The sequence below is a fragment of the bacterium genome, from assembly GCA_026414725.1.
Lineage (GTDB): Bacteria > Ratteibacteria > UBA8468 > B48-G9 > JAFGKM01 > JAAYXZ01.
In genome coordinates this window covers 25,247-38,509 of the sequence record JAOAIL010000008.1, presented here as the reverse complement: position 1 = coordinate 38,509, position 13,263 = coordinate 25,247, and the positions used below count along the sequence as shown (strand labels likewise).

The 13,263-nt window shown below is 36.0% G+C and carries 12 protein-coding genes; 1 reads left to right on the top strand and 11 read right to left on the bottom strand.

Going from position 1 to position 13,263, the window contains the following annotated elements; genetic code table 11:
- Positions 1-39: 39 nt before the first annotated feature.
- Genes thrB through thrC form a run of 3 tightly spaced genes read right to left on the bottom strand, consistent with a single transcriptional unit; the run spans position 40 to position 3,523 of the window.
- Positions 40-942: a homoserine kinase gene (gene thrB, locus N3D17_04350; protein MCX8082608.1), complete on the bottom strand. Its 903-nt coding sequence runs from the start codon at positions 940-942 to the stop codon at positions 40-42.
- Positions 939-2,153, bottom strand: coding sequence for a cofactor-independent phosphoglycerate mutase (locus N3D17_04345; GenBank protein MCX8082607.1), 1,215 nt, complete (start codon positions 2,151-2,153; stop codon positions 939-941). The genes thrB and N3D17_04345 overlap by 4 nt, the downstream gene beginning before the upstream one ends.
- Positions 2,150-3,523 (bottom strand): threonine synthase, encoded by a 1,374-nt coding sequence (gene thrC, locus N3D17_04340; protein ID MCX8082606.1) that lies wholly within the window; start codon positions 3,521-3,523, stop codon positions 2,150-2,152. Before thrC ends, N3D17_04345 begins: the two co-directional genes overlap by 4 nt.
- 58 nt (positions 3,524-3,581) lie before the next feature.
- Here thrC and N3D17_04335 point away from each other — a divergent pair, with 58 nt between their 5' ends.
- On the top strand, positions 3,582-4,568 hold the full coding sequence (locus N3D17_04335; GenBank protein ID MCX8082605.1) for a Gfo/Idh/MocA family oxidoreductase: 987 nt from the start codon (positions 3,582-3,584) through the stop codon (positions 4,566-4,568).
- Between the two features lie 8 nt (positions 4,569-4,576).
- Here the strand turns inward: N3D17_04335 and N3D17_04330 are convergent, their stop codons facing one another.
- The 8 genes from N3D17_04330 to N3D17_04295 form a co-directional block, all read right to left on the bottom strand.
- Positions 4,577-5,791 carry a Gfo/Idh/MocA family oxidoreductase gene (locus N3D17_04330; GenBank protein MCX8082604.1) on the bottom strand — a complete coding sequence of 405 codons (1,215 nt, stop codon included), beginning with the start codon at positions 5,789-5,791 and terminating at the stop codon, positions 4,577-4,579.
- A 23-nt stretch (positions 5,792-5,814) separates the two neighbouring features.
- Positions 5,815-7,041, bottom strand: coding sequence for a C45 family autoproteolytic acyltransferase/hydrolase (locus N3D17_04325; protein ID MCX8082603.1), 1,227 nt, complete (start codon positions 7,039-7,041; stop codon positions 5,815-5,817).
- 64 nt (positions 7,042-7,105) lie between these two features.
- Positions 7,106-7,651, bottom strand: a complete 546-nt coding sequence (gene thpR, locus N3D17_04320; protein MCX8082602.1) for an RNA 2',3'-cyclic phosphodiesterase — start codon at positions 7,649-7,651, stop codon at positions 7,106-7,108.
- Between the two features lies 1 nt (position 7,652).
- The gene (gene ilvC / locus N3D17_04315; protein ID MCX8082601.1) at positions 7,653-8,648 is read right to left on the bottom strand and encodes a ketol-acid reductoisomerase; all 996 of its coding nucleotides are present in this window, start codon (positions 8,646-8,648) and stop codon (positions 7,653-7,655) included.
- Positions 8,649-8,668: 20 nt separating this feature from the next.
- Positions 8,669-9,187, bottom strand: coding sequence for an acetolactate synthase small subunit (gene ilvN / locus N3D17_04310; GenBank protein ID MCX8082600.1), 519 nt, complete (start codon positions 9,185-9,187; stop codon positions 8,669-8,671).
- 24 nt (positions 9,188-9,211) lie between these two features.
- Positions 9,212-10,879 (bottom strand): biosynthetic-type acetolactate synthase large subunit, encoded by a 1,668-nt coding sequence (gene ilvB / locus N3D17_04305; GenBank protein ID MCX8082599.1) that lies wholly within the window; start codon positions 10,877-10,879, stop codon positions 9,212-9,214.
- An 18-nt stretch (positions 10,880-10,897) separates the two neighbouring features.
- Entirely contained in the window at positions 10,898-12,172 is a 1,275-nt protein-coding gene (locus N3D17_04300) for an adenylosuccinate synthase (GenBank protein MCX8082598.1), read from the bottom strand.
- Positions 12,169-13,254 (bottom strand): isocitrate/isopropylmalate dehydrogenase family protein, encoded by a 1,086-nt coding sequence (locus tag N3D17_04295; GenBank protein ID MCX8082597.1) that lies wholly within the window; start codon positions 13,252-13,254, stop codon positions 12,169-12,171. Before N3D17_04295 ends, N3D17_04300 begins: the two co-directional genes overlap by 4 nt.
- Positions 13,255-13,263 lie beyond the last annotated feature (9 nt).

The following is a 13,263-nucleotide window of genomic DNA, read 5'->3' as shown; positions in this document are numbered from 1 at the left end:
TTTATTAAATGTGAAAACATACCTTTATATTATACTATTTTATTCTACAACTTTCCATGATGTTTTACCACCGGGATAAAGCAAAAAGACCTCTCCTTTTAGATTTTCCTTTCTTATGATGGTTTTTACATCTGAAATTACTTTTTGTGTCTTTTCACTTTCAGTGAAGAACACAATAGAAGGTCCAGCACCACTCAAGCAACCTCCGAGGACAGATAGAGGTTTTTTGTCCACTAAAAATGTTTTTAGATGCGGAATAACTTTTACTCTGTATGGTTGGTGTAATTTATCGTCAAGACCAAGTTTCAACAGGTCCAATTTTTTTAAGAAAAAAGCAGCACATAGGAATGCCATACTGGAGAGATTATAAACTATGTCAGAAACAGAGATACTTTGAGGAAGAACTTCTCTGGCAATCTTTGTAGAAAGTCCTTTTGCTGGGATAAATGCAATAACTCTGAGATTGTCAGGTGGTTTAACGGAGATGACTTTCAGAGTATCAACTTTACCAATGGCAAATCCACCATAAAGAGAAGCAGCAATATTATCAATATGTCCTTCAATGGGAAGTGCAATTTTAAGGATATCTTCTTTTTTAATTTTCTGCTCTATAAATAAAAATGCTGAGATAATGCCTGCAATAATTAAAGTTGCACTACTTCCAAATCCTCTTTTGAAAGGTATATTATTTTCCATGTTTACTTTTACAGGGAATACGTCTTTACCATTAGTTTTCAATGTAGAATTAAATGCTTTCAGAAATAATAAAAGTATCTTTTTAGAGGATACATCTTCAAATGATTTTGAAAATTCCATTTCTGTTTTTTTTGCTCTTTCTACAATGAACCCATTATACAGTTTCAAACTTAAACCAGCGCAGTCAAAACCACTACCCATATTACCTATACTTGCAGGGACTTTTACATATATCTTTTTTATCATTTCATCCCCTCTTTTAAAAAGTAGTTTATGAGAGAATCTCCTTTACATAAACCATATATTCCATAAGAGCAGGATATTTCATCAAATGTTTCTACTTCATCAGGAGGCAATAGTGGATTATATATCAGGAAAGGTACCGGTTCAGAAGAGTGTGCCCCTGTTTCTACAGGAGTATAATGGTCTGGAAGGATTGCAATCACAGTATTCTCCATATCTATATGTGGAAGTATATTCCCTACAAGTCGTCTGTCAAAATCCTCAATACATCTAATTTTAAGTTCTATATTACCTTCATGGCTTGCTTCATCTATTGCTTCTACATGCACATAAACAAGGTCATGACTTCTCATAGCATCCACACAGGCATCTGCTTTGCCTTCATAGTTGGTATTCCAGAGCCCTGTTGCCCCTTTCACATTTATAACATCAAAACCACAGTATATCCCAATCCCCTTTATAAGGTCCACAGCAGATATTACTGCACCTTTTATTCCAAACCTTTCATAGAATTTATCCATAACCGGCTTTCTACCAGGGGACCAGGGCCAAAGCATATTTGCTGGGTCTTTCCCCTGTCTTTTTCTCTGAAGATTAACAGGGTGTTTGTCAAGTATATCATAGGACTCCTCTATTATCCTGTTTAAAATCTCTGCAGTTCTGACTGCTTCTTTACTTTTAGGTTTAACTAGCAGTTGTTTATATGGAGTGCTTGTATAGTCATGTGGTGGAAAACACTCAACATCAGAAGAATATCCGCCTTTCAATACAAGTATATGCCTGTAACTTACTCCAGGATAAAAAATAATCTCATTACTACCTAATCTTTTATTTGCCTCTTCTATTAAAATTTTTGCTTCATCAGAAGATATATGTCCTGCTGAGTGGTTTTTAATTCTTCTGTCTTCTGTTATGGTGATAGTATTACACCTTAAAACCACATCTATCTTATCAAGATTAATACCCATTGCACCTGCTTCAAGTACTCCTCTACCATGAAAATATTTCAGAGGGTCGTATCCAAGAATTGAAAGATTTGCAACCCCGGAACAGGTAGAAAAATTTTCAGGGATTGTTTTGAAAAGTCCACACCTTCCTTTCTTTGTGAGATAATCAATATGGGGCTTTTTAGCAATCTGAAGAGGTGTTTTCCCACCCAGTTCCTTCAGTGGTCTATCCCCTGCTCCGTCCATTATTAAAATCACATATTTCATTTTAAATCTAAAAGATATTCTTTAAATCTTTCATAACTGTTTTCAATTATTACAAACTCTTCTTTTCTACTGTCAAGGTCTTTAAGAGAAGCGGGAACAGGTGGGTCTATCCCCAGTAATGACTTTATCTTTTCAGGAAATTTGGCAGGGTCTGCTGTTTCAAGAGATATTATAGGATAGGATTCACCTGATTTCTCTGCTGCTTTTATACCAACCGCACCATGTGGCTCTACTAAAACATGGTATTTCCTATAAAACCTCACTATTACATCATCAACCTCTTCTTCCCTTATAGAGAAAGAAACAAAATCTTTTCTCATACTTTCCATATCAGGGGAAACCTTTAAAACTCCTCTTCTTATCACCTTCCCATTATTATCTCTCTCATCCATAAGCCACCCACCATAAAGGTCAATAAGTCGTGCGAGATTACTGGGATGTCCAACATTCATTGCATTTGAACTGCATTCTCTTGATGGTACAACTGGTTGATACTCACCTGTCTGTAGAAATTTAGGGAACTCATCGTTTTCATTTACTGCAACAACAAATTTTCTTACAGGAAGTCCCATCATTTTTGCAAATACACCTCCCATAAGATTACCAAAATTCCCAGATGGAACTGAAAATACAATATATTCGGTATTCAATCTTGAATATGCATAGAAATAGTAAACAATCTGCGGTAGTAATCTTCCAAAGTTTATAGAATTTGCTGATGTAAGTGAAAGATGCTTAAATGCGCTATCATTAAAAGCCCTTTTTACTATTGCCTGACAGTCATCAAATTTTCCTTCTAATGCAATCGCTAATATATTACTTCCTAATGTCGTCATCTGTCTTCTCTGTCTTTCAGTGACTTCTTTGTAAGGAAAGAGTACAACAACATTCAAATTTTCAAGGTTATAAAAGGCGTTTGCGACTGCACCTCCTGTATCACCTGATGTGGCTACAAGTACTGTAATTTTTCTTTTTTCTTCCTTTGCAAAATACTCCATTATTCTTGCAAGCATCCTCGCTGCGAAGTCCTTGAAAGAAGCAGTAGGTCCTTTTGTAAGCCAGAGAATATAAAATCCGTTGTATATTTCCTGTAATGGAACTTCAAAGTTGTATGCGGTAGATACCATATGTTTAAGTTCTAAAGAAGAGATTTCTTCTCCTGTAAATCTGTGGATAATATTAAACGCAATCTCATCATAGGACTTGTCTTTAAATAAATCTATCTCATCCCTGCTTATGGTAGGGATTGAAGTTGGCATATATAATCCATAGTCCTCTGGTTGCCCCTTGAATACCACTTCTTTCAGCCCAACTACAGACGCTTCCCTGTTTGTGCTTCTGAATAGTATACCCATTTTTGTTCCTTTCATTTCTTTATATTATAATATCTTTGCTGGTTTTTGTTAAAAATTTGAAGAAGGAGTTCTTATGGCAAAGAAAACAGTTCTACAGGTAGGGGTAGGCGGTTTTGGAAAAAGCTGGGTAGAGATAATAAAAGATTCTCCTGAGTGGGAGCTTTTAGGGATTGTAGATATAAACAGGGAAAATCTTATATCAACAGCACAGCAATTTAATATACCAGAAGAGCAATGTTTCACATCACTTGAAGAAGCCATAAAACAAACTTCACCTGATGCCCTACTGAATGTAACTCCACCACATATACACAAACAGACCTCTTTGTTGGCCTTTGACTATGGCGTGGATGTTCTCGTAGAAAAGCCATTATCAGATAATATGGAAGATGCTTATGCGATTGTTTCTTATGCAGAAAAGAAAGGTAGAAAGATTATGGTGAGTCAGAACTACAGATATAGAAGTCAGCCAAGAACTATAAGGAAACTTATTAAAGAAAGAATCATCGGTAAAATAGGTTATATGCTGGTTAACTTTCAGAAAGAATCAAAGTTTGGTGGTTTCAGAGAGGAGATGGAGTATCCTCTACTCATTGATATGGCAATCCACCACTTTGACCTTATGAGGTATATTACAGGAGAAAACCCTGTAGGTTTATATACAAGAAGCTGGAACCCTTACTGGAGTTGGTTTAAGGGAGATGCTTCTGTCAATATATTTCTTGAATTTACAGAAAATGTAAAAATTTCCTATTGTGGTAGCTGGGTAAGTACAGGAAGGGAAACATCCTGGGATGGTGATTGGGAGATATATGGAGAGAAAGGGACTATCCTGTGGAAAGACAACAAGATATTTCTTATATCCAGAGAAATATCCCAAGAGATTGACCCTATAAAAATGGAGAAAGAAGATAGGTATCTATCTCTATATGAATTTTATTGTGCTTTAGAAGAAGACAGGGAACCTGAAACAAGCGGAAAAGATAATCTGGATACTCTTTCTATTGTATTTAAATCCATAGAATCAGCAAAAAGTGGTATTACTGTAAAGTTATATTAAAAGTTATATTAATATATTTTATCAGGCCAGGGTATCTCCATCACCTGCCCTGTTTCTTCACTCTCTAATGCTTTACTTATTGTAGCAACCCCTGCCCTACCGTCACGAGCTGTAGGAGGTATACATCTTCCCTGAAGATATCCCTCTATAAGTGCATCCCTCATTAATTCATCAGCACCACCATGACCACCTATGGCTGCTGGTATATCAATCCGTTTAGGTTTTCTGTCCTTAGATGTAAAAATATCTATTGTATTTTTATGTGTCCATGGACCAGCACCTATCTTCAGATGTGCTTCTCCCTTTGTCCCATAAATAAAAAACTCCCATTTGTTTTCAGGAGCAAAAAATATCTCTGCAACAGACATTCTGCAACCATTTGCAAAATCAATAAGAAGGATACTATTATCATTTACATCTATAGTCCCATCAAATACACATCTAATGGCATCTAAAGGAGGATTTTTTCTGTTAATGTCCTTTTTTCGCTCAGTAATGGACGAACCATTGTAAAAATGGAAATCACAGTTATTTTCTTCAGGACAGTTTGTACATAGCCGTCCTGTACATTCATCTCTACCACCATATAAATCCCTTCCGCCACTGGCAAAAACACGGACAGGGTCTGAGTTAGCAAAGTGAATAGCAAGGTCTACCATATGGATACCTTTCTGGAGTAAAGGAGGGCTACCATAGGAACTATGCCTGTACTTTCTGCGAAAATATGTGTGCCCTCTCTTCTGCGTAGCAATACATATTCCCATAACAATTTTTCCTATAATCCCTCCCTTAAGTATTTCACGAAATTTTACCACAGCAGAGTGATATCTTAACTCACATCCAACTACTATAGACAGTCCTTTCTTTTGTTGTAAAGTCCATAGGTCATCCGCTTCCTCTATAGTAATACACATTGGTTTTTCAATAAAGGCATTACAACCTGCATTAAGGATTTTTTTGCCTAACTGATAGTGGGTGGGGTCTCCACTGGCAATAAAAACCCAATCCATTTTTTCATTTTTAAGCATATCGTCTATATTGAAATATCTGTTCCAGTTATTACTTTTTAGAGGAAATTGTTTCTGTCCTATATCAAAGGCAGATGGGTCCATATCACATATAGCGACAAGTTGTGCCTCTGGGTGTTCTGAATATAACTGTGCAAGGTAAGCGCCACGTTCTCTTGCGCTTATCACTCCGAATCTGAAAGTTTTACTTTTCATATAATGCTCCTCTCCATTATTTCTTATTTAAATTTAGATTTATCATGGTAGGTATCAATCAAATTTTTAAGATTATAATGTACAAATTCCCTGTATGGAGCAGGAATTTTACCATCTGAATATGCAACCCAGAAATCTAATGAAGATGGTTTAAACACAACACTCTGAATGGTATTTTTTTCAGAAACAGATTGAAGCAATAATATGGCTTTTTCTATATTTATAGTTCCATAACTATTATATATTCCTTCCGCAAGTTTATAATATCTGTCATATCCCTGCCCTGTCTTGAAGTATTCAGAAAAAGAAAAATTAGTAGCAATAAGCACATAAGGATTAGCATAGATACTTCTTTTAGGAGTGGATGGACCTCTGACGACTGAATATTTTGCATCCGTGTCTACAACACATGCATTTCTTTCTGTCCAGTTACTCAATATATAAATTGTGCCTATTGTTTTTTGTGCTGATTTTAAGAGAGTAATTACTTCTTTCTGTCTCTTTCTTTCCATTATCTCGCGTGCTAAAATCATTCTCGGTATACCTGAAAAAGTTCTATTGTTGTAACCAAAAAGGTCATCTATCGCTACAGTCATACCATTATTATTCATAGCAGTAAGAGTTCCTATCTGTCCCAAAAATCCTATATCAGCGCTTACATTATCATTATTATACCGAATTATTATTACAGGGTATTTATGTAAGTTTATTCTACTGGTAACATCTAGGTTCCTCCCATGTAATAGCTCTTTATCTGCGGTTGCCTTTCCCCATACAACAAAGTTACTACAACCATAAAAATTTGTTTCAGAAAGTACAGCCGCAGATTTTATAATATCAACCGGGATTCCACTCCCATCCGATATTCCCTGAATTTCATCCAGTATTTTTTTATTAATGAAAGGTTCTGCTTTTTCCCATATTTTGATGAAATGATTGATACCATCTTGTTTTTTTATGGCATTGTTAATGGAAGTATTAGAAAATGCTTCATCATAAACTTTTGTAAGTTCTTTTTTTAAAAGAAAACCGATTTGATACCCCATCTGATAAGGAGTACCTTTAATATGTATTATTGTAATTCCATTTATATCTTTCTGTTTAAGTGCAAATCCGAAACGTCCCTCTAACGTTTCTTCTATAGGAATAGGAGTAAATTTACGGATAGAGACATCGCTATACAAATAGATACAATTAAACAATAGAAGAAAGAATATAACGATGTATTTTAAAGGTTGTGTAAATTTCATTTTTCTGGTCTTTCTAAATTTAGTTGACTATTGTAATGGATATCTTGTTTATTGTCAAAGTATGTTATATTTTGAAAATAGTGGTATAAACAGGACCGTCAGGAGAAAGTTCACTTTTTATTAATTCTAATTCTTTTATTTCCATATTACCAAATATTGTATCTCTGTATTTTTCAAGAATTTCTTTTAAAGAAGAAAGTTTAGGGATGGATTTAAATCTAGCTATCGTGATATGTTCTTTAAATCTAGCTTCTTTTTTACTTATCCCTTGTCTTTCTAAACCATTTTCAATAAAAACATTGAGTTTTTTAAGAATTCCTTTTGAATCCATCCCAATCCAGAAAACTCTTACATTTTTTTCGTCAGGAAAGATGCCTGTACCTTTTACAGTTGCTTTTACAGGTAAAAAATCTGTTGAAGCAGAAATAATTTTTTTGATAGACGGAATATTATCTTCTGATGTCTCACCAATAAATTTAAGTGTAAGATGAAGATTTTCCAGCGGTACTATTCTTCCTTCTTTTATCTTTTTTCTGATGTCAGATATAACTGTATTTTCTATCTTTCCCTTTATTTCATCAGGTATTCTAATACCTATAAAAAGACGCATTTTATTTCTTCTTAAGCCAAGGCATCATATCCCGCATTTTTTTACCTACTTCCTCTATAAGATGTCCTTCTGACTGTTTTTTCAATGCATTATATACAGGTCTGCCAACGCTGTTTTCCAGAATCCATTCTCTCGCAAAAGCACCACTCTGAATATCTGTAAGAACTTTTTTCATATTCTTTTTTACATTCTCGTCTATAACCATAGGACCTCTTGTCATATCTCCATATTCTGCAGTATCACTTATAACCTGTCTCATACCCTGTATGCCTCGTTCAATGATAAGGTCCACAATGAGTTTAAGTTCATGACAGGTTTCATAATAAGCAACTTCAGGTTGGTACCCTGCCTCTACCAGTGTTTCAAATGCATATTTTATAAGTTGTGTTGCTCCTCCACACAGGACTACCTGTTCTCCAAAAAGGTCTGTTTCTGTCTCTTCTTTGAAAGTGGTTTCTACTACACCGCAACGTGTTCCACCAAGTCCTTTTGCATAAGCAAGAGCAAGTTTTAAAGCATTACCAGTGTAGTTCTGCTGAACAGCAATAATACATGGAACTCCTTTACCCTGAAGAAACTGGTCTCTTACAAGGTCTCCAGGACCTTTAGGAGCGACCATATATATATCAATATTGGAAGGTGGTACTATCTGATAGAAATGAATGGAAAAACCGTGTGCAAATCCCAGGGCTTTCCCTTCAGATAAATTAGGAGCAATAAATTCCTTATAGACAAAGGGCTGTGCATTATCCTGTACGAGCATCATTATTGCATCACACTTTTTTGTAACTTCATTGGCAGATAGTGGTTTAAATCCATCATCCACTGCTTTTTTGTAGTTAGAAGTTCCTTCCAGATCACTTACAAGTACTTCAACACCACTATCCCTTAGATTTAATGCATGTGCCCTGCCTTGACTTCCATATCCAATAATTCCAACCTTTTTCCCTTTAAAGAAATTCAGGTCTGCATCACTGTCATAATATATCTTAGCCATTGTTCTCCTCCTTTATTTGATTATTTTTTCTGATTGAATTCTCTCGCCATAGCAATCTTTCCGGTTCTTATCATCTCTTTTATTCCATAATTTCTAAGCATCTCTATCATTGCATTTATTTTAGAGGTTTTGCCTGCTATTTCAAGGGTAAGGGACTGCTTACCTATATCCACAACCTTCGCTCTGAATATCTCTGCTATCTGCATTATATCCTGTCTTGCTCCAGGATTTAATGTTTTTACCTTCACAAGAGCAAGTTCCCTGTCAATGTAATCACCCTCTGTAAGATCAAAAACCTTTATCACATCAATAAGTTTATTGAGTTGTTTATAAATCTGTTCAAGTATCCTTTCATCTCCTTTTACTGTCAATGTCATCTTTGAAATAGTAGGGTCTTCTGTCTCAGATACACATAAACTGTCTATGTTGTATCCTCTTGCAGAGAATAATCCTGCAATTCTTGCAAGTATACCTGATTTGTTTTCAACTGCTATCACAATAGTGTGTGTTTTCTGTTCTTTTTCGTTGTTCCCTGTCATATTTTTTCTCCTTTTGCTGGATTTTTAAGCCAGTCCCTCAAGCATCTGGTCTAATGATGCACCTGCAGGAACCATAGGAAAAACATTTTCTTCTTCGCATATCCTGCAGTCCACAAGTACAGGTTTTTCTTTCTCTTTCAGTACATCTGGAATAATTTTGTCAAATTCTTCAGATGTATTAACCCTGTATCCAATAGCACCATATGCAGCAGCAAGTTTTACAAAGTCCGGCTGAGCATCTTTAAGACAGGTGAAAGCGTATCTTTTTTTATAGAACAACTGTTGCCACTGTCTTACCATCCCGAGATAGCAGTTATTAAGGATTATAATTTTTATAGGAAGTTTATTATAAACAGCAGTAGCAAGTTCCTGGATATTCATCTGGATACTTCCGTCTCCTGCTATATCAACAATAATTTTATCAGGGTTGGCTATCTGTGCCCCTATGGCTGCAGGGAATCCAAAACCCATAGTACCCAGTCCTCCTGATGTGATTAATGTCCGTGGTTTTCTGAATTTATAAAACTGAGCAGTCCACATCTGGTTCTGCCCTACTTCTGTACATATAATAGCATCGTCTGGAAGTAATTCTGAAATTTTTTCTATAATATACTGTGGTTTCAAACCATTTTTTTCATATGTTAGTGGATGTTTCTTTTTCCAGTCCATAATTTTTTTAACCCATGCTTCTATCTGAAGTTTCTCAGCTTTTTCAATAAGTTTATTCAGAATGTTTTTCGCATCACCCACTATTGGAATATCCACCACGATATTCTTGCTTATGGATGATGGGTCTATGTCAATATGAATAATTTTCGCATTTGGAGCAAATGTCTCAATCTTACCTGTTATCCTGTCATCAAATCTGCATCCTATAGCAATTAAAAGATCTGCCTCAACAACAGCATAATTAGCGTATTTTGTACCATGCATACCGAGCATACCGAGGGCGAGTGGATGATTTCCCGGTATACTTCCGAGCCCCATTAATGTAAAAACAACAGGGATTCCTGTCTTTTCAACAAAAGTTTTAAGTTGCTGTGATGCCCCGGAACTTATCACTCCACCTCCGATAAGCAACAAAGGTCTTTTTGCTTCTTGTATTGCCTTCCATGCCCTCTCTATTTGTAGCGGATGTCCTTCATAGGTTGGTTTATAACTCCGTATTTCAATATCATTAGGATATTTGAATTCTCCCTCTGCTCTTTGAACATCCACTGGCAAGTCGATAAGCACAGGACCCGGCCTTCCTGAACTTGCTATATAAAATGCTTCTTTAACAGTTCTGGCAATATCTTTAACATCTTTTATAAGATAGTTATGTTTTGTTATGGGCCTTGTTATTCCTGTAATATCAACCTCCTGAAATGCATCGCTACCAATAAGGTGTGTTGCTACCTGTCCTGTAATTGCAACGATAGGTATAGAATCCATATAAGCAGTTGCAATGCCTGTAACGAGATTTGTTGCTCCAGGTCCGGATGTTGCCATACACACACCGACCTTTCCTGAAGACCTTGCATATCCATCTGCAGCATGTGCTGCTCCCTGTTCATGCCTAACAAGAATGACTTTAATACCGCTATCGTAAAGATGGTCACAGAGAGGCAGTAATACACCACCCGGATAACCAAAGATAGTCTCCACACCTTCCTTTTTTAAAGCTCTCACCATTATCTCTGCGCCTGTCATTTTTCTCTCCTTAAAACATTACCTTACCACTGTCTGTTCGCGTGAAGACCCCACAGAAATCCTTGTAATGGGTACACCTATTATCTCTTCAATCCTTTCTATATATTTCCTTGCATTTTCAGGTAGGTTATTATAACTTTTAATCTGTGATATATCTTCTTTCCATCCATCCATCTCTTCATATATCACATTACAATTTGAAAATACCTTTGTATTAAAAGGATAATCCTTGTAAATTTTATTATCAAATTCATATCCAACCGCTATCCTGATTTTTTCAATTCCGGTAAGAACATCTAACTTTGTCATAGCAATTTCATCCAATCCATTAACTAATGCAGCAAATTTTACAAGAATAGCATCAAACCATCCACATCTTCTTGGCCTTCCTGTAGTAGCACCATATTCATTTCCTATTTTTCTGAGTAGTTCGCCTTCCATAGTCCTAAGTTCTGTGGGAAATGGACCCATCCCTACTCTCGTAGTATAACTTTTCATTACCCCTATGATACGGCTTATCTTTTTAGGAGAAATTCCCAGTCCAGTACAGGCACCACCTGCAATACAATTGGAAGCAGTGACATAAGGGTATGTACCGAAGTCAATATCAAGAAATGTGCCCTGTGCACCTTCTGCAAGAATACTCTTTCCTTTTTCTATCTCCCCATTCAGATAGGCAGTTACATTCTTCACCATCCTTTTTATTTTTTCTCTGTAGTTCTTTGTTTCTTCATATATTCTGTCAACTGCCAGCATCTGTTCCTTATAATATTCTTTAAACAGATAGTTTTTCAGTTCAAGTGCAATCTTCAGTTTTTCAGTAAATATATCCTCTTCAAGGAAGTCAATAACCCTTATACCTATCCTGTTAAATTTATCTGCATATGTGGTTCCTATTCCTCTGCCTGTTGTTCCGAGTGCACCCTTACCACGGAATTTATCTTCTATCTGGTCCAGTATCTTATGATATGGTAGTGTCATATGGGCGTTTTCTGCTATAAAAAGCCGTCCTTCTACAGAAATACCATTTTTTTCAAGATAGTTAATCTCCTCAAAAAGTGATACGGGGTCAAGAACAACTCCATTGCCTATAACACATACTTTATCAGGATAAAGAATACCCGAGGGAACAAGATGAAAAACATATTTTTTATCTTTCAGGACCACGGTATGTCCTGCATTTCCACCACCCTGATATCTTGCTATGATATCCATCCCTTCAGCAAGATAATCAATAATTTTACCCTTTCCTTCATCTCCCCATTGCGTTCCTATCACAACTGTTACCATTATATCCTCTCCTTAATTTTTTCAACGATTGCTCTTCCCATCTCTTTTGTTCCAACATAATTTGTATCTCCGGGGTCCCTGAAATCATACGTAAGATATCTACCTTCTTTTATTACTTCTGCTAATGCTTGTTCAATCTTTGTTGCTTTTTCACTCTCCCCTATATAATCTAACATCATAATTCCAGCAAGCAGCAATGCAGAAGGATTTACCTTATTCTGTCCTTTATATTTAGGAGCACTACCATGTGTTGCTTCAAAAACTGCTATATCTTCTCCTATATTTGCTCCGGGGGAAAGGCCCAATCCACCAACAAGTCCTGCACAGAGGTCAGAAAGGATATCTCCATAAAGATTGGGACATACAATAACGTCATAAAGTTCTGGTTTTTGAACCAGTTGCATAGCCATATTGTCAACAATTTTATCTTCAAACTCAATATCAGTATATTCATCAGCAACTTTCCTTGCTGTTTCAAGAAATAGTCCATCTGTAAACTTCATTATGTTTGCTTTATGTACAGCAGTCACTTTTTTCCTTTTATTTTTTCTGGCATATTCAAAAGCAAACCGCACAATTCTTTCAGAATTCTTAATAGATATGGGCTTAATACTTATCCCTGAATCTTTATTTACTTCCTTCCCTGATAGTTTTTCTATAAAATTAATAAGTTCTTTTGTTTCCTCTTTCCCCTGCTGGAATTCTATACCTGAATATAGGTCCTCCATATTTTCTCTTACTACAATGATATCTACATTAGTGTATTTACTCCTCACTCCCTCATAAAGTTTAAAAGGTCTGAGACAGACATAAAGATTAAAATGCTGTCTGATATACACATTTACACTTCTAAAACCACTACCTACAGGTGTTGTAAGTGGTGCTTTAAGACATACTTTATTTTCTGCTATAGACCTCAATGTTTTTTCAGGTATAGGGGTTCCATACTTTTCAATGGCACATTCGCCGGCTTCCTGAATATCCCATTCTATATCCACACCTGTTGCTTCTATACATTCCTGCACCACTTCAGTAATTTCAGGTCCTATTCCATCACCTGGTATAAGAGTAATTTTATATCCCATTGCTAACCT

What these genes read in the sequence shown, in the direction of transcription:
- thrB (MCX8082608.1), bottom strand. Translation starts at nt 942, where the DNA reads ATGATAAAAAAGATATATGTAAAAGTCCCTGCAAGTATAGGTAATATG.
- N3D17_04345 (MCX8082607.1), bottom strand. Translation starts at nt 2,153, where the DNA reads ATGAAATATGTGATTTTAATAATGGACGGAGCAGGGGATAGACCACTG.
- thrC (MCX8082606.1), bottom strand. Translation starts at nt 3,523, where the DNA reads ATGAAAGGAACAAAAATGGGTATACTATTCAGAAGCACAAACAGGGAA.
- N3D17_04335 (MCX8082605.1), top strand. Translation starts at nt 3,582, where the DNA reads ATGGCAAAGAAAACAGTTCTACAGGTAGGGGTAGGCGGTTTTGGAAAA.
- N3D17_04330 (MCX8082604.1), bottom strand. Translation starts at nt 5,791, where the DNA reads ATGAAAAGTAAAACTTTCAGATTCGGAGTGATAAGCGCAAGAGAACGT.
- N3D17_04325 (MCX8082603.1), bottom strand. Translation starts at nt 7,041, where the DNA reads ATGAAATTTACACAACCTTTAAAATACATCGTTATATTCTTTCTTCTA.
- thpR (MCX8082602.1), bottom strand. Translation starts at nt 7,651, where the DNA reads ATGCGTCTTTTTATAGGTATTAGAATACCTGATGAAATAAAGGGAAAG.
- ilvC (MCX8082601.1), bottom strand. Translation starts at nt 8,648, where the DNA reads ATGGCTAAGATATATTATGACAGTGATGCAGACCTGAATTTCTTTAAA.
- ilvN (MCX8082600.1), bottom strand. Translation starts at nt 9,187, where the DNA reads ATGACAGGGAACAACGAAAAAGAACAGAAAACACACACTATTGTGATA.
- ilvB (MCX8082599.1), bottom strand. Translation starts at nt 10,879, where the DNA reads ATGACAGGCGCAGAGATAATGGTGAGAGCTTTAAAAAAGGAAGGTGTG.
- N3D17_04295 (MCX8082597.1), bottom strand. Translation starts at nt 13,254, where the DNA reads ATGGGATATAAAATTACTCTTATACCAGGTGATGGAATAGGACCTGAA.